This window comes from Bacteroidota bacterium, assembly GCA_026391695.1.
Classification (GTDB): Bacteria; Bacteroidota; Bacteroidia; order Bacteroidales; family JAGONC01; genus JAPLDP01.
Genome location: JAPLDP010000035.1, coordinates 57,926 through 80,137, shown reverse-complemented (window position 1 = coordinate 80,137; position 22,212 = coordinate 57,926). Strand labels below are relative to the sequence as shown.

The following is a 22,212-nucleotide window of genomic DNA, read 5'->3' as shown; positions in this document are numbered from 1 at the left end:
ATCAGAAACAAGATGGGTATTTGGGCTTTTTGTATCTTTACTCATGGAAAAGTTTGTTTAAAAGTTTATACACCTCAAAGATAATGATTATCAATGAGATAACAAACTTTTCCATTTTTTTATGAATAATTCAGGTTAAATAAACCGAGTGACACTCGAAAAATTTATATTAATGCGTTAATTGAAGCAGATAATGGAAACTATAAACCATTATTAAAATTTGCAAGATCGTGAAATAATATAACTGGTGGTATTAGGGTGCAAGTTTCATTTTGCTTTGAATGATAAACGCTAAGGCCTGCGGCCTATGCGCGATGAGAATAAGTTAAGCAAAACGAAACCCTGAACCCGACCGTCAGACTGTCTGAAAACCCTCCTTATTAACGTTGTCTGATTGATTGAATATTCCGGAGCAAAGTATACTACTTATGAGGGTTGAAATGTATCGGTTATAGAAAATCGATTTTCAAAAAACCTGACATTGCGGCAGAAAGTGTACCACCCAACCGAGGAGGGATTTGTAACGACAAGTTTTGTTATCTTGGTCAAAAACCAAGAAAACATTCAGATTGAAGTCTGGTCACTCGTGATTGCCGCGCTGTATCTCCGACGAAGAAACGTTTCAGCATGCACGTCCTGAATGATGCCTTTGCGTTCATTCTTCTGCCAGAGTTTGTTTCTCACTTCCCGCCTTAGCAACAACAAGTGGCAAATTGCTGCTAAGAGCTATGATTTCTTTATAATCTGCCAACCGGTTGATTATCGATAAAGCCATTGTTTGGGAACCTTTCCCTCATGACAATATTGTATTGATCAGATTTCTATGAAAGAGTTTTAACTTATATTAGCAAAAAATATTCTTCTGCCTTGCTGCATTTGCACCTGGATGTCCTAAGCAAGTTCAGTAAAACAATTAAATGAATAATGGCCAAACATAAAGCTATCCTTTGTTGGAGTGGGGGAAAAGATTCTTCATATTGTCTGTACAAAGTATTAAAAGAAGATTCATATGACGTAAGGTACTTACTTACAACGCTAAACGATAGTACCAAGCGAATCTCAATGCATGGTATCAGAGAAGAATTATTAGACAAACAGGCTGAATCGATAGGTATTCCTCTATTGAAAATATGGCTCAGTAAAGGAACAAATACTGAGTATGAACGAAAAATGAGAAGCACATTAATCAAAGCAAAATCAGAAGGTATTGAAAACGTCATTTTTGGTGATATCTTTCTGGAAGATTTAAAAGCTTATCGTATAAATAATTTGGCTAAAATTGGAATGACTGGAATTTTTCCGTTATGGAAAATGGATACTACATTACTCATTAATGACTTTATCAGGCAAAATTTTAAAACTATCACCTGTTGTACAGATGATGGATATCTTGGTGAGGAGTGGGTAGGAAGAGAAATTAACAACTATTTTATTGAACAACTACCTGAAAATGTTGATCCCTGCGGCGAAAATGGGGAGTTTCATACATTTTGTTTTGAAGGCCCTATTTTTAATAAGAAGATTATTTTTTCAACAGGCGGAAAAATATATAAACCTGTTGAAATCAAAACAAATAACAATTGTACCTTACAATCGGAAAAACGGACAAAAGGATTTTGGTTTTGCGATTTACTATAGCCAAATGAACCTTAACGGCCATATTAAAATTTTCCATCTGATAAAATATGAGGCATAGCATAATCCGCCAGGCTTTTAACTGTAGGTGCAGCCGTCAGTGAGTTGCTCTATCACGGGTGAAAGCTTTATAACACATGGTTGTCGAAAAAAATACATGTCCGACAAACGCTGGCGTATGAAAAGTGCGTATTATTGTAAAGTCCTATGGATTAATTTCATAAAAATAACCTAAACTGAATCAACTTATTATGAGAAAAGGGCTTGTTTTACTCATTGCTATTATCATATCCATTGCTTCCAATGGTCAGGATAAAAGCCTGAAACCCACAAGGATTTCCAAAGCGGTATATTTTGACCAGACTCCGCCATTGCGCGATATGCCTGTTGTTGAACCTGGTGTGCGTGACAGGAGCTGGAAGGATGGCATCATCGAAAATCCTTCACTTGACAGGGACCTTGTGAGCGACGAGGTCAGGGCAAAATTCCACGGTGTCGTCGATCCTGTTATTCAGGGCAAAATGGGTGATCGCAGCTCCCGCGGCCCTCTCAAAAGCTTCGACGGAGTGGGAAATGTCAATAGCTGTTATCCTCCCGATACGGATGGCGATGTCGGCCCCAATCATTATTTCCAGATGATCAACCTGTCGTTCGCTATTTATGACAAATCTGGTAACAAGTTGTACGGACCTGCTGATAACAGGACATTATGGGCCGGATTTATCGGCCCATGGACCGGCACTAACGACGGCGATCCTATGGTGATGTATGACCATTTGGCTGACCGCTGGGTTGCATCGCAATTTGCCATCTACACGTCCGACGGCACCTACTGGGAACTGGTCGCTGTTTCACAAACCGGCGATCCTCTGGGAAGTTATAACCGGTATGCCTTTCAGTTTTCTGATTTCAATGATTATCCCAAATTAAGTGTCTGGCCTGATGGGTATTACTCTACGTACAATATGTTTGGCGATGACGTCCATGCCAGTGTTGCTGCCTTTGAACGGGAGAAAATGCTTGCCGGGGATCCCGATGCACAGATGGTTTACTTTGATGTACTTGAGGCCTGGAGCATGATGCCTGCCGACCTGGATGGACCTGTTCCTGCCGCCGGTACCCCGAACTATTTGGCTGCATTGGATACATGGAATGATCAAAGCCTGGATATTTATTCATTGCAGGTTGACTGGTCCAATACCGAAAATTCGACATTGACAGAGGTTGCCTCATTGGATACTGACCCTTTTAATCCGGATATTGAGGGTATATCACAGCCGGAAACCGGAACACAGTTGGATGCCATTAGCGATCGCCTCATGAACCGTCTCCAATACAGGAAATTTGCGGATCATGAAACCATGGTGATCAATCATACCGTCAACGTTAGTAATCATGCCGGTATCCGCTGGTATGAAATGCGGAAAGATGCCGGAAACTGGTACATCTATCAGCAGGGAACTTATTCTCCGGATGCTGAGAATCGCTGGATGGGCAGTGTTGCGATAAATGCCAATGGGACTATCGCCCTGGGTTATACCGTATCCAGTTCTACTACACATCCATCCGTAAGATACACCGGACGTTCTGCTGATGCACCGCTGGGTGAAATGAATTTTTCTGAATTGGAGCTTATGGCAGGTACTGGCTCACAGTCAGGCATTGATCGGTGGGGTGATTATTCATGTATGACTGTCGACCCTATCGATGACACAACATTCTGGTATACACAGGAATACATGGGGGGAGGTTGGCGAACCCGCATAGGCCAGTTCAATTTTGCTCCTATGCTGCCACCTCATGTCGAAGCAGGTAGTGACACATCCATGTGCGAGAATACCCTGTTCACTGCCCATGCCTCCGGCGAATATATCAGCTCTGTTTTGTGGTCGACCAGTGGCGACGGACGTTTTATTCCGGATCCTCCTGTCGCTATGAATCAGGTATATATACGCGGGATTGAGGATATTGCCACCGGCGGATTCACTTTGTGGATCGATGCCAATGGATTCCTACCCAGTTTAACTGATCAGGATAGTATCGCAGTTATCATTATCAGACTGCCTGAATGCAATGCCGGTGCCGATACCACTATCTGCAACGACGCCACCATAACACTGGATGGCTCTGCTGCTGATGCATCATCAGTATTCTGGACTACAGCCGGCGACGGAACCTTTGATAATAATTTGGTCTTAAATCCCACCTATACACCAGGAGCCGGTGATATTGAAGCGGGTTCGGTTAAATTGACTCTTACGGCTAATCCTCTTGCACTCTGCGAGGAGACTGCAGAGGATAAGATCACCATTACATTGGTCATTTGTTCCGGAATTGATAATACAAACATCGGGAAAACGGGTATTAAAATCATACCCAATCCAAGCAAGGGAGAGTTTACTCTTTATCTTGATCATGAAAAAAGTAACAGCTTGCAGGTTGTTGTTTTAAACCAACTCGGCGAAGTTGTTATGAATGAGGAAGCCGACAACCCATCCGGTCACTTGGTGAAGACCTTTAAAGTGAGTGGTTTGCCAAAGGGTATTTATTTCCTTAAAGTACAGGGAGGAAATTCTGTATATATAGAAAAGGTCGTGATCAATTAACGCTGGCTGCCAGGTCATAACATACCTTCAACGAATGGCTGTTAGTAATTATTTCTTACCTGGCAAATCCATTGCATTGATATCCAATAAGTTGAGGAAACTAAGGCGTATGATGCGGGTCATCTTGTCGTAATCCACCTTATTGGTTTCATCAGAGGGCTGATGGTACTCAGGGTGAAAAGCTGCCATATAATAAATAAAGGGGATCTTTTTTTCAGCAAAAGGGGAGTGGTCGCTGCCTTCATTTATCCCGACTGTAGGTCTCCAATCAATCTTTAATCCTAATCCACCTTCCTCATTATTACGGCTGATCAGAGCCTTCAGAGTATCATTTCCCTTAGGATACATAGCTTCGACCTGCAATCCGAGTGTATCATCTTCTGTATCACGCGAGATCATATCCAGATTCAGATTAAAACCGATCTCCTCAGGCTTTATCCTGGAATAATTAACAAAATACTCGCTCCCACAAAGTCCCTTTTCCTCACCTGTCCATGCAGCGAACAGGATATTTGTTTCTGGCTTTATACCTGTTGCCATCCATGCTTTGGCAAGAGTCATTACCCCTACGGTGCCTGATGCATTATCATCGGCTCCATTGAAAATATATCCGTCAATCTTTCCCAGATGATCATAATGTGCGCCCACGACAATATAGGATGTGGTATCTTCACCTTTTATCAGTCCAAGAACATTCCTCGCTTTCACCAGTTCTGACGTGACATTCACTTTGAGCTTTATTGATGTTTCCTTAAGAAATGTTGGATTGGGTTTGGGTGTTTCTGCTGTTTTTTTCTCAAAATCCTCAATATTGACCCCGGAATTCATTAGCAGGGCGTTGATTGATCTTCGTGAAAGAGTTATCCGGGCAGGACGCTGATCTATGGAATCTGTGGCAATGATCCATTCCCACTCATCTCTTGGGAGAGGTTTATCACCTTCATAATAGTCGGTTTTATACCGGAAAGGATAATTTACCACCCATGAACCTGACATATCGCCTTTTGCGGATATTTCAATCACTGCCACAACGCCTTTCTCTGCAGCAAAATCATCTTTTTTATAAAGAGGGGATGTATGCCAGTCTTCCGGCAGATCCTTGAATATCTGCCATGCTGCCGAAGTCGTATCATTGTGTCCCGGGAATCCTTCCAATCTCATAACCACCTTTCCCTTCACATCAATTCCCTGGTAGTCATCGTAGTTTCTATCATGATCAATTAGCCCGTATCCCACAAATACAACTGGTCCGGTATAGGTAAATCCGGTTGCTCCCGGCCAGACTTTAAAATCGGTTTTGTAATTGAAAGTGATTTCATTATTAGAAATATTTTTTGCCGGAATAATACTAAATTCTTGTATATCAGCAGGTTTATAACGAATTAAATTGAAATTCTGGAAATAAGTGATGTTTTTTTGAGGTCTATCCCCATCGTCGTCATCAAACCAGCGGGGATATTTCCATTCAATATCTCCGGCAGGTTTAAGTCCATAAACCATGAACATGCTGGCAATATAATCGGCAGCCATGAACATCCCTTTTTCACCAGTTTCACGGCCTTCGGTCCAGTCGGAAGAGAGAAAATCCAGCTGACCTTTTACCACTTCGCGTGTGATGGCTTAGATGCCCTTTGTTTGTGAGTTCTCCTGTTGTGCGAAAACATGGGGTTCATAAATAGAGAACAAAACAAGTAATAAGGCGACAATTCGTTTCATTATGAGAATAGTTTGGTGAGTATTAATTTATACGTCTGAGGTTTAACCCTAAAAGGTTGATAGTCAAGCTAGGCATGTTTGAATCATGAGAGATATTTGCATTTCTGACAGTCATTTCGCTTTCTCCAATATTAATGGTAGTAAAGGTAGAAATTGTGATCATAAAAGCCATTGAGTTAAAATAAAAAATATAGTTGCATCGCCTGAAAGATATTCTTAAATTTACTGATATTTTTAACTTTTACTCACTATGAAAAGACTATTTATTGTATCATTTTTATGCTTGACAGCAATTGCATTAATGTTCTCATCCTGCAAAAGTAAGAGGGTCGAACTCCCTGTGGTCCTTGAAAATGCGACTGATCAGATTTTTCAGGTCATCCGGCAAATGGATACGAGTATGAGTGCCATTTCAAAAAAACTCACCAGTGTCGCGATTGATTCAGAAAAAGCCAGGAATATTCTTCGTAATGAATTTGGGAAAATAAATTCGGTGATAGAAATTGCAACCATTACACCCGAGGGTGTCCTATGTGTAATCGTGCCCGATACATATAAGGGATCAGAAGGCATAGATATCAGTAAACAAGAGCATATTGTTAAAGTAAAACAAACAAAAAAACCTGTGTTAAGTTCGGCATTTACTGCAGTAGAAGGTTTTCAGGCAATTGTTCTGGCTTATCCTGTCATATCTGCATCAAATGAATTTACAGGTATCACCACAATGCTCATCCGGCCGGAGTCGTTCCTTAAAAATATTATCACACCGGTTATTGAAGGCGTTCCAGTCGATATTTGGGTGATGCAACAGGATGGAGTTATTCTCTATGATTATGACACTGAAGAAATAGGCAGGAATTTATTTACCGATCCCTTATACAAGTCTTATACAGAATCCCTGAAAACAGCTGCCAGAATTGCAGAGGAGAAGGATGGCAGTGCTACTTATAATTTCCTCGGTCATGGTCTGGAAAAACCTGTGACTAACGAGGCTTTCTGGACAACAATCGACACCTATGGCAATGAATGGAAGATCGTATTGATCAAACCCATAGGAGAACACGATGTAAAAAGAACGGTAAAAGATCTTGGATTGAAAACAGCTGCTGATGATTTGAAAGCATTGGCTGGCAATGAAGATTTCTTATCCCTTGTTGCCCGGGGCAATAAGGAGGAAGCACTTATTTATTTTCAATCCTTTTACGCAGCTCATAAGGTATATGCCATTGAATATACCGATTCAACCGTGACATGCCAGTTTGGATACCCGCCATCACACAGTCTGAAAAATTACCCGGTCAAACCCGAAGATCTGCAAGAGAAATCTTTCTATGATGCCGTCGTGAACAGAACTGAGGCGACGTTTAAACAGACTCTCCTGGAAGGCAATACAGGAACCTTTTATTGCTGTCCGATGACGTATCAGGGCAAATACCTGGGAGTGATTTACTATATTATAATTGAGGCCTGAGGCCATTCATTAAAGGAATTAAAGAAAAAAAGGTCTTTCACTCAGAATCTTTCCTTTCCCCTAAAAAATATATGGTTTTGGATGGTAAATTCTTCATTTGTTTTTACTTTTGTCGGTCATTTGTTAAAGAAATAACACTGGTATTTGGGTTGTTTGTGAAACCTGAAAGGAGTTAAAAGTGAGCAGTGTATTGATTTTTGCTGTGGTTGTTCTGAGTGCTATTGGCATTGTTTCGGCGGTCGTCCTCTATTTTATTGCTCAGAAATTCAAAGTTATCGAAGATTCGAATATTGATCTTGTTGAAGTATCGCTGCCCGGAGCAAATTGCGGAGGATGTGGTTATGCAGGGTGCAGGAATTTTGCAGAGGCATTGGTCCATGCCGACAAGCTGGATGGTTTCTTCTGTCCGGTTGGTGGCAATGAGGTGATGAAACGAGTTGGCGAAATCCTTGGCTACGAAGTTGGTAAGGTAGCTTTGAAAGTCGCTGTTTTACGCTGCAACGGCTCTGTTGAGAATGCACCAAGGAAAGTGTATTTCGACGGTGCTGCAACATGTGCTTTTGCCCATAACTTGTATGCTGGTGAAAGCGGATGCCCTTTTGGCTGTCTCGGTCTGGGCGATTGCGTAAGATCGTGCCAGTTCGATGCCATGTATATGGACGCTGAATCCGGCCTGCCGGTGATCATCGAAGATAAATGTGTGGCCTGTGGCGCTTGCGTTAAAGCCTGCCCCCGTCTTATTATAGAACTCAGAAATAAGGGACCTAAAAACCGGAGAATCTTTGTCTCCTGCATAAACGAGGAAAAAGGCGGTGTAGCCAGGAAAAACTGTAAAGTGGCCTGCATTGGCTGCGGTGCATGTGTTAAGGTATGCAGGTTCGATGCCATCACCCTGGAGAAAAACCTGGCTTATATCGATTTTAACAAATGCACACTCTGCCGGAAATGTGCCCCTGAATGCCCGACTTTTGCTATCCAAGAAATAAACTTCCCGCCAAGAAAGGAAAAAGCACCGGAGACGGAAAAGAAAGTGGAGGTCATATGTTGAAAACATTTAAACTCGGGGGTATCCATCCGGCAGAAAATAAGCTATCTGCAAAACAACCACTGGAAATCCCTGGACTGCCAAAAAAAGTGTATATACCACTGTCGCAAAGCATGGGCGCCACGGCTAAAGTCATGGTCAAAAAGGGTGATACAGTGAAGACCGGCCAACTTATTGCTAAAGGAGAAGCTTTTATCTCCTCCAACGTTCACTCCTCAGTCTCCGGTACAGTAGTTAAGGTTGATGAAGTCATCGACCAAAGCGGCTACAGGAGAGAAGCAGTATTTATCGATGTGAGTGATGATAACTGGGAAGAATCCATTGACAGGAGCCAGGAAATTAACAGGGACATCAGGTTTACATCAAAGGAGATCATTGATAGGATTTTTCAGATGGGCATTGTGGGTATGGGCGGAGCTACATTCCCCTCACATGTTAAACTCATGGTGCCTGAAGGCAAAAAGGCTGAGCTGCTCATCATTAATGGTGTGGAGTGTGAACCATTTCTGACTGCCGACCACCGCCTGATGCTGGAGAAGGGAGAAGAGATCCTCGTGGGGGCATCCATCCTTATGAAAGGATTGAATGTGAAAAAATGTATCGTCGGTATAGAAAATAATAAAATCGACGCCATTGCCTATATGAAGGAACTGGCGGGTCATTTCGAAGGTATTGAAGTCCAGGCATTAAAGGTAAAATATCCCCAGGGGGGAGAAAAGCAATTGATAAAAGCCCTCACAGGAAGGGAAGTCCCATCCGGTAAGTTGCCTGTGGAAGTTGGCTGCGTTGTTAATAATGTGGGTACGGCTTATGCGGTTTATGAAGCTGTTCAGAAGAATAAACCCTTAATTGAACGTGTAGTAACAGTGACGGGAATATCCGTCAGTCAGCCATCCAATTTTTGGGTGAGAATAGGAACTCCTTTGTCAGATCTTCTCATTGCTGCCGGAGGTCTTCCTGACAATACCGGTAAAATCCTCAGCGGTGGGCCTATGATGGGAAAAGCCCTGACATCACCCGATGTGCCGGTGGTGAAAGGTTCTTCGGGCTTCCTGATCTTTCCGGAGCAGGAATCGAAGCGTGTCAGGGTTCAAAATTGTATTCGTTGTGCAAAGTGCATTGGGGTCTGTCCCATGGGACTTGAACCTTATCTTCTGGCCCAGCTTGTTGCACATGAGGAGCATGACACAGCTGAAAAGCACCGGGTGATGGATTGCATCGAATGCGGGTCATGTCATTATATTTGTCCTTCAGGTAGACCCTTGCTCGACTATATCAGGTTGGGAAAATTCCAGGTCGGTCAGAATATAAGAAACAGAGGAAAAAAATAAATTATGGCAGTTCTCACAATATCCGGTTCGCCACATATACACAGCGGACAATCAGTACAAAAGATCATGTTCGGTGTGGTTTACGCCCTTATTCCTGCCTTCCTGGTGTCGATTTATTTTTTTGGTTATCAGGCGCTTATCCTGACGTTGATTTCTGTTGCAGCATGCATGCTGTTCGAGTATCTCATTCAAAAATTTTTGCTTAAAGGCGAAATAACTATCACTGATGGCTCAGCGGTTGTCACAGGTATCCTTCTTGCTTTTAATGTACCGAGCAACCTGCCTGTATGGATGCTAATTGTTGGGGCATTAATAGCTATTGGTGTGGGGAAAATGGCCTTTGGCGGACTGGGTAAGAATATTTTTAATCCGGCTTTGGTAGGCCGTGTTTTCCTGCTGATATCATTCCCGGTGAATATGACCACCTGGCCTGTGCCTAACCCGTTGTTTGCCCCGCATTTGACTGATGCCATAACCGGACCGACGACTCTCGGCATCCTCAAGGAAGGCCTCAAAGCCGGTAAAACCGTCGCAGAGCTAACTTCACAAATGCCTGATTATATCAGCGAACTGCTTGGAAACCGGGGTGGATCACTGGGCGAAGTATCAGCCATCGCGCTGATTCTGGGAGCCATCTATCTTTTATTCCGTAAGATTATCACCTGGCATGTGCCGGTAGCCTATCTGGGCGCAGTGATCCTTTTTTCAGGATTGTTATGGCTCATTGATCCCACGATATACGTTGATCCGTTGTTTCACATTATTACAGGCGGCATGCTGCTTGGCGTGTTCTTTATGGCCACCGACCTGGTCAGTTCACCCATGTCTGCCGGCGGAATGCTGATCTTTGGTGCCGGATGCGGCATCATTACTGTCCTGATACGTATCTGGGGTTCATATCCTGAAGGCGTATCCTTTGCAATCCTGATAATGAATGGATTTGTGCCATTGATAAATAAAGCGTTCAAACCACAGAAGTTTGGAAAGTAGAGCATAAGATGTAGCGATGTAACGATGTAACGATTTAACGATGTAAAGAAGTATAAAAAAGCAAGACAGCAGATTCAAACAACAGGTTTATGTCTAAAACAGAGTCCACATTTAAAAACATGTTCCTTTGCCTCTTCCTTATAAGTGCTTTTGCCTCGCTGGCACTGGCCGGGGTGTACATCATCACCCTTGAGCCCATAACTTCGGCCCAGAAAGCAAAAAAGGAAAGAGCTATTAAAGAGGTCATACCTGAATTCGATACATTGCTCATTGATACGGTAAAGACTGCCGGTAGTGACATCGATTTAGTAGTAAACATGGGTTATAAGGATACGGTTCTTGTTGGGGCGGCTATCGAGACATTTTCCACCAAAGGATATAATGGTCTGGTTCAGATCATGGTTGGATTTTTACCGGATGGAACGATAAACAAGATCGAAATATTGCAACAGAAGGAAACACCGGGTCTTGGTACCAAGATGGCCACGCCGGAATTCAAGGGTCAGTTTTATGGAAAAAGTCCCTCCTCTTTTAAAATGAATGTTAAGAAAGATGGAGGAGAAGTGGATGCTATTACTGCTGCAACAATCAGTTCAAGGGCGTTTTGTGATGCAGTGCAACGTGCCTATAACACCTATCAAAATCAGGGAGGGTCAAAATAATGAATCAATGGCAGAATTTTACGAAAGGATTTATTAAGGAAAGTCCCACCTTCTCTCTTATCCTCGGCATGTGTCCGACTCTCGGTGTCACAACATCGGCCTCTAACGGCATCGGAATGGGAATGGCCACCACCTTCGTTCTCGTCATGTCAAACCTTGTCATTTCACTGGTTAAGGACCTTATCCCTGACAAGGTGAGGATAGCCGCCTTCATTGTGATCATTGCCTCATTTGTGACTATCGTCGACCTGGTGATGGCTGGCTTTGTGCCTGCTTTACATGAAAAACTGGGCATATTTATCCCCCTGATCGTTGTCAACTGCATTGTCCTTGGAAGAGCAGAAGCCTTTGCTTCAAAAAATGGTGTTCTTTCCTCTGTCATTGACGGACTGGGCATGGGATTCGGGTTTACATTTGCCTTGATATTGCTTGGTTCCATTAGGGAATCCATTGGCAATGGTTCCATTTTTGGCCATAAGTTCATCGCAGGTGATGGCATCCTGATCTTCATTCTGTCACCAGGTGCTTTCATAACACTCGGCTTCCTCATAGCACTGATCAATCAGCTGAAAAAAGCAACATAATAGCGATGTAACGATGTAACGATGTAACGATGTAAAAAAATAACAATAGAATTATGGAATACATTCTCATTATTATTTTCTTTGTTTTCGTCAACAATATTGTACTGGCGCAGTTTCTTGGTATTTGTCCTTTCCTCGGGGTATCAAAGAAGATTTCTACTGCGGCGGGAATGAGCGGAGCTGTGATATTTGTCGTCGTATTGGCCACGATGGCCACATGGCTTATCCAGCGTTTTGTCTTAGACCCGTTGCATATACGTTTCCTTCAGACCATAGCATTCATTCTGATCATCGCCTTCCTTGTCCAGATTGTCGAGATCATCCTCAAGAAAGTAAGCCCGGCACTCTTCCAGGCGCTGGGTATCTATCTGCCCCTGATAACGACCAACTGTATTGTCTTGGGTGTGGCCATTCAGACCATCGTTAAAAATTACAACCTGATGGAAGCTGTTGTATTTGCTATCTCCAATTCTGTGGGCTTCAGCCTGGCACTTATATTAATGGCTGGCATACGTGAACATCTCGATATGGTCGATATACCTAAAGGAATGCGCGGCGTGCCCATTGCGCTTGTTCTGGCAGGCTTGTTGTCACTTGCCTTCATGGGCTTTGCCAATTTGGTTTCTATCAAGTAATATGATATAATATTTTGCTGATGATCCGGGAAAACATCATTGAATTCGAAAATCTCTCAGTCTACCATAAGAATATTCTTATCCTTTCTGATGTTAATCTTGTCATTCAGAGAGGAGAATTTGTTTATCTTGTCGGAAAGACAGGGTCAGGAAAGAGCAGCCTGTTGAAAACAATCTACGCGGAATTGCCGGTGATGGAAGGCAGCGCCAGAATTGCCGGTTATGATCTTACTCAACTAAGGAAAAGGGACATCCCTTTTCTCAGAAGAAAATTGGGTATCGTTTTCCAGGATTTTCAATTGCTTACCGACAGGAGCGTCAGCGAAAACCTTCTCTTTGTCATGAAGGCTACAGGCTGGAAGAACAAGCGCGATATGGACGCTCGCATCCGGGAGGTATTGGAAAAAGTTGGCCTCGGCACCAAAGGATTCAAGATGCCACATCAGCTTTCCGGCGGCGAGCAGCAGCGCGTTTCGATTGCCCGGGCACTTATCAATGATCCTGAAATAATACTGGCCGATGAACCTACCGGAAACCTGGACCCTGAAACATCTGAAGGCATCATGAACCTGTTGATTGACATCAGTCATTCGGGCCGCTCTGTTTTCATGGCCACACATAATTACTCCCTCTTCAGGAAATTCCCGTCACGCACCCTCAGATGCGAAGATGGTAAAGTAACTACTTCAGAAAATATAGTGTATTAACCGGTCGGCATTGGCTTCATTGGAGTAGTTGCCTTTTAGAACTGCTGACCGCAGATTGACCTGGTCCTGTCCGAAAGTTGTTTTGGCTAAGTCATTAAGATGCTTCTTGAGTTGTAAACTATCATCACCAATGATACACAACTCATCAAGCCCAGTTCCATTCAGCATAGCCTCGTTGACAAGTACAAACCTGCCGTTGTAAAGGGTATTCAGCAGTTTTAACTTTAATCCTGTAGCCTGGAACGTTACAAGGATGTTCACATGTGCATCTCTTATCAAACCGAATAATTCTTCATCTGCCGGGTTTTCTATGATCCTGACATGCGTATTATTTCTGGCGGCCTTTTTAAGATGCGCGGGAGGATTCAATCCGGCAATGACCAGATCCATGTTAATATCATCGAAAACATCTTTGATGAGAAAAGTTGCTGCATGATAATTTTCGGCGACCGACAGATTACCATGGTATAATGCATAGCCTCCTCTGCCTGTCTTGCATGCAATTTCATCATTACCATGAAAGCTGGGAAGAAAATGGACATGGCCGGAGTGGAATCGGTTTTTGAGGTATTCCTGATCTTTTGTCGATACGACAAGCATCATCGTGGCATGCTGCAGTACTTTTTCATACAGCCTTAATTTGATGCTCGCCTTTAAGAAATACAGTTTTCTGAAAAATTGTTTTTCGGCCTTGAAAAGATTGTAATAGTAATCGTGCTCGATGTTGCTTTCCCTGTAAATCAGTTTTCTGCCATGAAGCCTTGGGTCATCAAGGTAAAAACAGCTGTGCAATCCTTCAAAAAGTATGGGATGGTCATCCATTAATAAATTTCGCATGAGCTCTTCCGACCTTCTGCTGCTGACTATATATGGTCTTGACGACAACGCCGAAATAATGCCTGTCCTCCGTTTATAATAATTTACGCTTTCACAATAGTTCTTCAGTTCAGTCGCATTTTCCCTGTTGTACTCAAAACAGTGCAGGTGTATTTTGATCCCTTTGGCATGGAGGGCTTTTAATTTATAGAATACGTCGATGATGCCGCCGTAATTGGGAGGGTAAGGGATATTGAATGAAATAATATGCAGATGCTTGTCAGACATATTTTTTAAAGGCCGCGGTCAGGATTTTTTCTTCTTTATCCCAGCACAGCTCGTCAGCGGCAATTTCCAGGTTTTCTTTCCACACCCTGCGTTTTTCTTTATTGTCGAGCATAAACCTGATCTTTGATGCAATATGTTCGGGATCATGACTGTCGATGATCAGACCAATATCATATCCTTCAATGATCTTTCTGATCTCCACCAGGTTTGATGCAAGAACCGGAATGCCGGCATGAATGTAATCAAAGAGCTTGTTAGGCAGGCTGAAACGGTAGTTGATATTCGTATCCTTGTCCAATGTCAAACCGATTTCAGCACACATTGTATAATGCATTAACCGGTCAAAAGGTTGCTTTGGCTTAAAAATAACTTTGTCCTGAATCCTGAGTTCCTGCACCTTTTCTTTCAGGATATGAATGACATCACCGCCACCAACGATGAGCAGCACCGTATCGTTGAGATGCTGCATAGCTTCTACAGCTTCTTCGGCGCCACGCTGGATGTTGATTCCTGCTCCCTGCAGGATGACGATATGCTTATCTACCGGCAAACCGAGTTCCGGCCTCGATAAGGGTGGGCCCACGTCCCGCACCGGAGGAATATTCCTGACCACCTTCATCTTAATCCCATATTCTTTTCTGTATAGTTCCGCTATCGACTCATTGACGGTAAAAGTATCGCCAAGCTTCGGAAGGATATGTCTTTCGATACTTTTCCATATACCCTGTATGAAGGGCCTGTCGACCAATTCCGGTACACCGGTGAAATATTCGTGGCTGTCATAAACAATGGGTATTTTCTTTATCCTTGATATTAGATAATTGGCCAGTAACGTATCCAGATCATTGGAAATGAGCAAATCCGCTTTATGAAAAAGCAAAAAGAAGAATAAGCGGATATTGTATTCAGCATAAAATAACGGACCTTTTTCGAATAGCAGCACCATACGCCATGTTGAATATTCCCTTTTGCCGTGAGCCATGCTGTCGCGCTTCCGCCGGCCCACAAGCGTCACAGCAAAGCCGAGCCTGTGTAGTGCCATGGCTGTCTTGTCCACACGCTGATCTGTTACAAGATCATTAATGACAGATATGATGGCTTTTTTCAATTCCGACAGATTAAAACATCTGAATTGTCCGGCACATAGCTGTAGATGACAATTTAATGACCATAAATGACGTGATAATTCTCCGCAAATGTCGCAAAGAATTTCATAAAAGAACGTAAAATCCTCTGACATGTTATTTTTAAAAGTCGCCAGGCATTCTTATTAATTGGCCTCACCCCCCGTCCCCCTCTCCAAGAGGAGAGGGGGTGAAGGGGGTGAGGTGGTTTGGTAAAATTCTCCGCAACTCGCTGCAGAATTTGAGTCCAGAGCTTGCTCTGGGGTTCATAACAATTGATTATCTTTGCAGTAAAACCAAATCAAATTGGATTTTTTTTGGTTATTATTTACCGGATGAACATTGGCGAAAATATATCCTTAAGACCCTATAACACATTCGGAATTGATGTGAATGCACGGTATTTTATGGATATTCTGTCTGTTGATGATATCGACAGCGTCATTAAAGCCGGTCACCCGGAATTTTCACGACTGCTGATCCTGGGATTCGGAAGTAACATCCTTTTCACGCAGGATTTTGATGGACTTGTGTTAAGGATTGGCATCAAAGGCATTGAAAAGGTTTATGAAGACACTGACCATGTCGGGATTAAAGCATATGCCGGTGAGAAATGGGACGATCTCGTCGGTTATTGTGTTGAAAACGGATATGCCGGATTGGAGAATCTTTCACTCATTCCGGGTAGTACGGGTGCTGCGCCGGTTCAGAATATCGGAGCCTACGGCGCTGAGTTTGGGAATTGTTTCAAAGAGCTGGAAGCTATCCATACTACAACAGGTCAATTCCGGCACTTCTCTAAAAGCGATTGTGCTTTCTCATACCGAAATAGTGTATTTAAAAGCAATTTAAAAGACCAGTATGCGATTCTTTCAGTGACCTTTATTCTGAATAAGAGGGCTGAATTCAATACCAGCTATGGTACGATTGAGGAGGAGCTGAAGGTCATGGGTGTGAGGAAAAAAAATCTATTGAACGTTCGGGAGGCTATCTGCCGCATACGGCGAAGTAAGTTGCCTGACCCGGCACTGATCGGCAATGCCGGTAGTTTTTTTAAAAATCCATCTGTTTCACTGGAAAAGTACAGCGAGTTGAAAAAGGCATATCCAAATATGGTTGTCTTTCAGGGGGACGAAAATACATATAAAATCTCGGCAGGATGGCTCATCGAAGATTGCGGCTGGAAGGGTAAAAGAATTGGTGATGCCGGCGTATACCCCCGGCAGGCACTGGTCTTGGTCAATTATGGACATGCCAGCGGTCAAAACATCCTCGACCTGGCATCAACTATCAGTCAATCAGTAAAAAACCGCTTCGGAATCGACCTGGAAAGTGAAGTAAATATTTTTTAATTTAAATCACCCATGACTTAAGTCATGGGTCAATTAAATACCTCCTTAAAAGTTATATACCTCTGATCATAGAGGAGTGTCAGGAATTTCGTGACCCGCTGCTCAACAGGTTGCACTTTCTCCCCATATTTCGTGATCAGCCGGTCACAAATATCACGCACCCTGCTGTTGTTGTCGATTTCAAGCCATGTGGCAGATCCCAGCTCGTCGAGCCGTATGTTGAATGCTTTTGACCGGCCGGGGGGAATCAGCCACCTGCTGAACACAGGATTCCTGAACTTGGGAACGATTAGTGTAACACGGCCATCCTCACCTGTAAAATGTTCATGCATCCTGATGGGTGTCAGCTCCAAATAGTTGGCTTTCCTGAGTATTTTATAACGGCGGAAGAAGTTCATAGAAACAACTCACACCCTAGACCCCTCTCTTTATAAAGAAAGGGGCTTTGGGGTGAATTTTTAATCATTAGATTTTTTTAGCAACCCATAATGGTATTCTCACGAGAATCAGGCCTATGAGGCCCAGTACAACCAGTCCGACGAGATAGGATGGACGGGAGAATATTACTGGCGGAAACATATTGCCAACAGCGAATATGGCAAAGATAAGCCCTACCAGTGCCTCGCCGGCTATCAGTCCCGATGCTAGCAACACGCCAATATTCTCGACAGTAATAAGCTTCTCGCCGATAATATTTTTTTTCTTCACGAAAATATCGACTATACCTTTGATGAGGCCGCCGATGAAAATGGCAAAGGTGGTTTCCAGGGGCAGGTACATACCCACACATACCAGCATAGGGCTTTTGATCTGTGAGAGGATAAATGCAAATCCCATCAACATACCTGCGATGATAAGCGGCCATGCCATCTTACCACCGACGATGCCCTGTGAGAGCATAGCCATAAGATTGGCTTGTGGTGCCGACAGTTTTGTGCTACCGAAGCCTCCTTCATAGCCTTCATGAACACCATTGGCGATGTCACCGTCGTTGAGGAAACGCAGGACGAAGAACATCACCGATGCAGAGATGATGACACCAAAAATATCACCGACTTGCATCTTCCACGGTGTACCTCCGAGGATATGCCCTGCTTTCAGGTCCTGTAGCATCTCACCGGCAACAGCGGCGCTGACACAGACGATGGCTGCCACGCCAAGTGTTGTGGCTACTCCCTCCTGACCATGGACGCCAAGGATAACCATGATTAAAGCCGTGATGACAAGAGCTGTGAGTGTGAGCCCGCTAATCGGGTTATTACTCGACCCCATTATACCCACCAGATAACCTGACACCGCAGCAAAGAAGAATGCAAGAATCAGCAACGCTGTGGCAGCAACAATGGATACGACAAAGCTGGCATCGAAAATGAATTTGGACACACAGAATGTGGCTACTGCTACGGCGATAATACCTAATAATATCCAATTGAAACCGAGGTCTTTTTCATTGCGCGGTATATTCACTTCATGTCCGGCGGCAGCTTTTCTGACATCACCGACAGAACGTTTTAAACCGATAGCCAGGCTGTTCCTCATTTTGAAAAGTGTATACCCTGCACTGACAAGCATACCTCCGATCGCTATGGGACGGACGATAAAACGCCATACCTGGTATGCTGTGTTCACCCATGCTTTATGCACGGCTGCATCCATGGTAAGCTTGGGATCTGCCGTCATCAGGGTATTGGCTATGCCATTGATGTCGATGTTAGGAGCGATGAAGTAAAGAAACATCGGAGTTAGCATGCCCCAGGCAAGCAACGTGCCGCTGAAGTTTAGCGATGCCAGCCGCGGCCCGATGATATATCCTACACCAATGTAAGCGGGGCTTATACCCGGTGAAGCGAGCAGCATTCCACCTTTACCTGAAAAGCTTGTTCCTGTGATGGTCTGCTTTGCAAAAGTGATGAACTTCTCCCAGTAGGTTGAAAATATCTTGAATTCTCCAAGAGCCTTGATCAGACCACCGATAATCATAGCACCAAAGAGGTATTTGGAACCTGTACCGGTCTTTTGTCCTGACTTATGGATCTCAGATGCGGCAACGGATTCAGGGAAGGGCAGTTCTGCATCTTCAACCATGACCCTCCTGAGCAGCGCTACAAACATAATACCCAGCACACCGCCAGCGACAAGGATGATCGTCGTGGTGCCATAGGTGAAGAAATTTTCCACTTCAACACCCTGGCGTTTTGACTCCAGGTATATGATATAAAATGCCGGTATGGTAAAGATGGCACCTGCAGCCACCGACTCACCAATGGAGCCGACGGTACGGGTGAAGTTCTCTTCGAGAATGGAGCCTTTGAAGATTTTTATGATCGCCATACCAATGACAGCTGCCGGGTAGGTTGCCGCTATGGTCATACCTGCCTTTAAGCCTAAATAGGCATTGGCAGCTCCCAGCACAACAGCCAGGACAAGGCCGATGATCAGCGCCCTGATCGTGAATTCTTTGAGGTTTGTCTCAGCCGAAACAAACGGTACATACTTTTTATGTTCAGTCATACATGATGTTTTTGTTGTGAATAAGAAGTATCAGAATCGGTTAGCTAAATACGGGAAAAAAAGTGAAACTAACAAAAATGTACAGGTCATTGTTTATTGGTAACAGGTTGAGCGAAGCTCAGCTGAGCGAAATCCCGACTTAGTCGGGATTGCAGGTTGAACGAAATATGTATATAATCATCTTTGAATGAAAGAATTCTTCATTAAAATAATCACTTATCCTCAGGATCTCTTTTTCCCACCCTAGTCCTTTCAATTCCCCCGTGACATCCCCTCCCTTCAGATAAATAATCCCATTAGGAAAATCATTCATTCCATCGGATTTAATCAGCTCTTTGACCCACCTGCAAAATTCAGTTAATGAAGCTACTGCGCGGCTGATAATGAAATCATACTTGTCCGTGAGATCTTCAATCCGTTTTTTTTCAGTGGTAATATTCTTCAAACCAAGTTCATTAACGATTGTATCAACAACCCTGATTTTTTTACCGATGGAGTCGACAAGGTGGAATTGTACATCAGGGAAATAAATGGCCAGCGGTATGCCCGGGAAACCTCCTCCTGTACCGGCATCCAGAATGGATGTTCCCTTTACAAAACTGAATACCTTCGCAATGCTCATCGAATGCAAGATGTGCCGTTCATAAAGGTTATCGATATCCTGCCGTGAAATAACATTGATCTTAGAGTTCCAGTGCCGGTAAAGTGTATCGAGCTGATTGAATTGACTGAACTGGACATCAGATAGATCAGGGAAATATTTTGTGATGATCCTTATCATCTGTTGGCTTTTTATTTTACCGTTTTATTGGGGGAATTCTTTGCGACACACCATTTTCATTAAATGTTTCTATAGTGAAATAATAGGTCGTATTTGAATCAAGACCCCGGAAATCATATTGATCAGTATCATAAACCGTAATGCAATTATACAATTTATCCGGAGTGATGCCATATAAAATATTATATCCGAAAGAGTCAGCCGCTTTCTTCCAGTGAATGACAGCATTCCGTCTATCCGCTTGCCTGTCAACATAAAATTCTTTTACTGGCTCAGGCGGAAGTCCGAATCCGTTTCCAAAGACTCTTAACCCGCTTATTGCAAAATTACCTGTTGCCATATGAATGTTAACCAGTTTGATGTAGCGTGTTGTCACAGAGTTTGATAACTCAACATAATCATGCGGCACATCCCTGTCGTTATAACTTTTATCGATGAGCAATGACCAGTTCATACCATCAATCGAGTGGAATACCTGGTATTGATGATACATGTCCATAGCCTTACCATACTGCGTTGCCTTATGATCAGCATAGTTGATCTGAATGGCATTGACACGGCATAAATGCCCTATATCCACCTGCAGCCATTCACCTGAATCAGCACTTTGGGAACTCCAGTATGTCCTGATATCTTCATCAAATGCCAGTTCAAGAGGATAACCCTTTTCAGAAGAAGATGCAATAGCATCTTTTTTAAAACTCAGCAACATCCACCCTGTGAAATTACCCTTTAGGTGATCTTCTTTACCTTTAGGTAAAAAGGCCGGATAATCGCCAAAAGAAGTATTGACAAATAGTTGTCCGTCAGTATCAAATCCCGCTGGATAGAGACCTATACGCCGTTCAAATTTGTACTTATCCGACAGCATGGACGTTGCTACATGCCAATAGTTACCATATTCGTCCTGGAATGTACTTCCATGACCAGCACCTGTGATAAAACCTCCTGGTTTATAAGAAAACGGATTATACGGCTGGTAGGTGAACGGACCCATTGGATCATCGGATAGATAAACCCCGTCAGCATAGACTTTGAACTCTGTTCCGGGAGCTGCATACTGAAGGTAATAATGGTTCTTATAGTTCGTCATCCATGGCCCTTCAATAAATGGAGCCATGACCGAGTCATTGTTTTCACCAAAACGTTCCCATCCATGTTCTCCTGGATCAAGATAAAGCAATTCCCTTGCTTCACCTAACGGTTTAAACTGGTTATAGGGATCCAGCTCAACACATTTTATAGGGTAGAAGTTACTGGAACCCCAGTAGAGGTAAACTCGCCGGTCATCGTCAACAAAGAAAGCCGGATCCCAGATGTCGAAATCCAGAGAGTCAACTGCATGAGTCCATCGGCCTTCTTTTGGATTTGTCGTCATGAAGATGGGAGCACGAAAAGAAAAGGAGCCGACAAGGTACAGGGTATCACCAATACTGAATGCAGTGGGGGCACAGAGGTCATCATCAGCGGGCTGACGGGCAAAGCTTGAGTAAACATAATGCCATTGGCTCAAATCAGGTGACCACCAGTATCCTTTCTGATTGGTTGCAAAAAGATAATAATCACCTTTGAACCTGACAATGGTCGGATCAGCCGTTGACCGGAAGGGAGTAGCACTCGAGTTATCATTGTAAAACTCAAAGGCATAATCGATGTTCATCGGATTGCAGAAAGTGGAAGGTATATGATCCCTTGCGTATGATTGCGTACCGGTTGAATCTCTATAAATACGGTGATTCTGCCCCTGCAAACAACCAGATATTCCTTCCAGGATCAATAATGTTAATGAAAAACGAATGAATAAACACATATAAATGAAGATTAAAAAGCTTTATTAGAGGTTCCTTTATCCGGATCTGAACTTTGGGAATTAAGTTTTTCCATATTTCAGTTTATTTATGATAAGTGTCAAAAATAAGAATTTAAAGCAGAATTATACTCTTTCTCAGCAGCAGTTT

Annotated in this window: 18 protein-coding genes; 11 read left to right on the top strand and 7 right to left on the bottom strand. The window is 43.3% G+C overall.

All coding sequences use genetic code 11. The features are described 5' to 3' along the window. Positions 1-924 precede the first annotated feature (924 nt). Positions 925-1,638, top strand: coding sequence for a diphthine--ammonia ligase (locus tag NT175_04765; protein MCX6234026.1), 714 nt, complete (start codon positions 925-927; stop codon positions 1,636-1,638). 248 nt (positions 1,639-1,886) lie between these two features. Next, complete coding sequence (locus NT175_04760) at positions 1,887-4,241, top strand: T9SS type A sorting domain-containing protein (GenBank protein ID MCX6234025.1); 2,355 nt, start codon at positions 1,887-1,889, stop codon at positions 4,239-4,241. Positions 4,242-4,289: 48 nt separating this feature from the next. Here the strand turns inward: NT175_04760 and NT175_04755 are convergent, their stop codons facing one another. Further along, a complete protein-coding gene (locus NT175_04755; protein ID MCX6234024.1) occupies positions 4,290-5,846 on the bottom strand; it encodes a M20/M25/M40 family metallo-hydrolase in 1,557 nt (518 codons plus the stop codon). A gap of 361 nt (positions 5,847-6,207) precedes the next feature. Between NT175_04755 and NT175_04750 the strand changes: the two genes are divergently transcribed. The 8 genes from NT175_04750 (at position 6,208) to NT175_04715 (ending at position 13,382) form a co-directional block, all read left to right on the top strand. Continuing rightward, positions 6,208-7,428 carry a PDC sensor domain-containing protein gene (locus NT175_04750; protein ID MCX6234023.1) on the top strand — a complete coding sequence of 407 codons (1,221 nt, stop codon included), beginning with the start codon at positions 6,208-6,210 and terminating at the stop codon, positions 7,426-7,428. Positions 7,429-7,606: 178 nt separating this feature from the next. Further along, positions 7,607-8,476 (top strand): RnfABCDGE type electron transport complex subunit B, encoded by an 870-nt coding sequence (locus NT175_04745; protein MCX6234022.1) that lies wholly within the window; start codon positions 7,607-7,609, stop codon positions 8,474-8,476. Further along, the gene (rsxC, locus tag NT175_04740; GenBank protein ID MCX6234021.1) at positions 8,470-9,804 is read left to right on the top strand and encodes an electron transport complex subunit RsxC; all 1,335 of its coding nucleotides are present in this window, start codon (positions 8,470-8,472) and stop codon (positions 9,802-9,804) included. The genes NT175_04745 and rsxC overlap by 7 nt, the downstream gene beginning before the upstream one ends. Continuing rightward, positions 9,805-10,794, top strand: a complete 990-nt coding sequence (locus NT175_04735) for an RnfABCDGE type electron transport complex subunit D (GenBank protein MCX6234020.1) — start codon at positions 9,805-9,807, stop codon at positions 10,792-10,794. It abuts the gene before it with no gap. Between the two features lie 89 nt (positions 10,795-10,883). Continuing rightward, positions 10,884-11,456 (top strand): RnfABCDGE type electron transport complex subunit G, encoded by a 573-nt coding sequence (locus NT175_04730; protein MCX6234019.1) that lies wholly within the window; start codon positions 10,884-10,886, stop codon positions 11,454-11,456. After that, on the top strand, positions 11,456-12,040 hold the full coding sequence (locus NT175_04725; GenBank protein MCX6234018.1) for an electron transport complex subunit E: 585 nt from the start codon (positions 11,456-11,458) through the stop codon (positions 12,038-12,040). The genes NT175_04730 and NT175_04725 overlap by 1 nt, the downstream gene beginning before the upstream one ends. A 53-nt stretch (positions 12,041-12,093) precedes the next feature. After that, positions 12,094-12,675 (top strand): RnfABCDGE type electron transport complex subunit A, encoded by a 582-nt coding sequence (locus NT175_04720; protein ID MCX6234017.1) that lies wholly within the window; start codon positions 12,094-12,096, stop codon positions 12,673-12,675. A 20-nt stretch (positions 12,676-12,695) separates the two neighbouring features. Further along, positions 12,696-13,382 (top strand): ATP-binding cassette domain-containing protein, encoded by a 687-nt coding sequence (locus tag NT175_04715; protein MCX6234016.1) that lies wholly within the window; start codon positions 12,696-12,698, stop codon positions 13,380-13,382. Here the strand turns inward: NT175_04715 and NT175_04710 are convergent. Both NT175_04710 and NT175_04705 read right to left on the bottom strand, forming a co-directional pair. Continuing rightward, positions 13,362-14,486, bottom strand: a complete 1,125-nt coding sequence (locus NT175_04710) for a glycosyltransferase family 1 protein (protein MCX6234015.1) — start codon at positions 14,484-14,486, stop codon at positions 13,362-13,364. The two genes, NT175_04715 and NT175_04710, sit on opposite strands and share 21 nt — an antisense overlap. After that, entirely contained in the window at positions 14,479-15,726 is a 1,248-nt protein-coding gene (locus tag NT175_04705) for a glycosyltransferase (protein MCX6234014.1), read from the bottom strand. The genes NT175_04710 and NT175_04705 overlap by 8 nt, the downstream gene beginning before the upstream one ends. Positions 15,727-15,945: 219 nt before the next feature. On the opposite strand from NT175_04705, the gene murB reads away from it, so the two are divergent. Further along, complete coding sequence (murB, locus tag NT175_04700; GenBank protein MCX6234013.1) at positions 15,946-16,962, top strand: UDP-N-acetylmuramate dehydrogenase; 1,017 nt, start codon at positions 15,946-15,948, stop codon at positions 16,960-16,962. A 29-nt stretch (positions 16,963-16,991) separates the two neighbouring features. Here murB and NT175_04695 read toward each other — a convergent pair whose 3' ends face one another. The 4 genes from NT175_04695 to NT175_04680 all read right to left on the bottom strand — a co-directional run bounded on the left by NT175_04695 (position 16,992) and on the right by NT175_04680 (position 22,064). Next, positions 16,992-17,360: a PqqD family protein gene (locus NT175_04695; protein MCX6234012.1), complete on the bottom strand. Its 369-nt coding sequence runs from the start codon at positions 17,358-17,360 to the stop codon at positions 16,992-16,994. 67 nt (positions 17,361-17,427) lie between these two features. Further along, positions 17,428-19,473, bottom strand: a complete 2,046-nt coding sequence (locus tag NT175_04690) for an oligopeptide transporter, OPT family (GenBank protein MCX6234011.1) — start codon at positions 19,471-19,473, stop codon at positions 17,428-17,430. 139 nt (positions 19,474-19,612) lie between these two features. After that, positions 19,613-20,254, bottom strand: coding sequence for a 16S rRNA (guanine(527)-N(7))-methyltransferase RsmG (gene rsmG / locus NT175_04685; GenBank protein MCX6234010.1), 642 nt, complete (start codon positions 20,252-20,254; stop codon positions 19,613-19,615). Between the two features lie 16 nt (positions 20,255-20,270). Then, a complete protein-coding gene (locus NT175_04680; protein MCX6234009.1) occupies positions 20,271-22,064 on the bottom strand; it encodes a family 43 glycosylhydrolase in 1,794 nt (597 codons plus the stop codon). Positions 22,065-22,212: the final 148 nt, after the last annotated feature.

Excerpts from the sequence above, each read along its gene's own strand:
- NT175_04765 (MCX6234026.1), top strand. The coding sequence starts at position 925 with ATGGCCAAACATAAAGCTATCCTTTGTTGGAGTGGGGGAAAAGATTCT.
- NT175_04760 (MCX6234025.1), top strand. The coding sequence starts at position 1,887 with ATGAGAAAAGGGCTTGTTTTACTCATTGCTATTATCATATCCATTGCT.
- NT175_04750 (MCX6234023.1), top strand. The coding sequence starts at position 6,208 with ATGAAAAGACTATTTATTGTATCATTTTTATGCTTGACAGCAATTGCA.
- rsxC (MCX6234021.1), top strand. The coding sequence starts at position 8,470 with ATGTTGAAAACATTTAAACTCGGGGGTATCCATCCGGCAGAAAATAAG.
- NT175_04730 (MCX6234019.1), top strand. The coding sequence starts at position 10,884 with ATGTCTAAAACAGAGTCCACATTTAAAAACATGTTCCTTTGCCTCTTC.
- NT175_04725 (MCX6234018.1), top strand. The coding sequence starts at position 11,456 with ATGAATCAATGGCAGAATTTTACGAAAGGATTTATTAAGGAAAGTCCC.
- NT175_04720 (MCX6234017.1), top strand. The coding sequence starts at position 12,094 with ATGGAATACATTCTCATTATTATTTTCTTTGTTTTCGTCAACAATATT.
- NT175_04715 (MCX6234016.1), top strand. The coding sequence starts at position 12,696 with ATGATCCGGGAAAACATCATTGAATTCGAAAATCTCTCAGTCTACCAT.
- NT175_04710 (MCX6234015.1), bottom strand. The coding sequence starts at position 14,486 with ATGTCTGACAAGCATCTGCATATTATTTCATTCAATATCCCTTACCCT.
- NT175_04705 (MCX6234014.1), bottom strand. The coding sequence starts at position 15,726 with ATGTCAGAGGATTTTACGTTCTTTTATGAAATTCTTTGCGACATTTGC.
- murB (MCX6234013.1), top strand. The coding sequence starts at position 15,946 with ATGAACATTGGCGAAAATATATCCTTAAGACCCTATAACACATTCGGA.
- NT175_04695 (MCX6234012.1), bottom strand. The coding sequence starts at position 17,360 with ATGAACTTCTTCCGCCGTTATAAAATACTCAGGAAAGCCAACTATTTG.
- NT175_04690 (MCX6234011.1), bottom strand. The coding sequence starts at position 19,473 with ATGACTGAACATAAAAAGTATGTACCGTTTGTTTCGGCTGAGACAAAC.
- rsmG (MCX6234010.1), bottom strand. The coding sequence starts at position 20,254 with ATGATAAGGATCATCACAAAATATTTCCCTGATCTATCTGATGTCCAG.
- NT175_04680 (MCX6234009.1), bottom strand. The coding sequence starts at position 22,064 with ATGTGTTTATTCATTCGTTTTTCATTAACATTATTGATCCTGGAAGGA.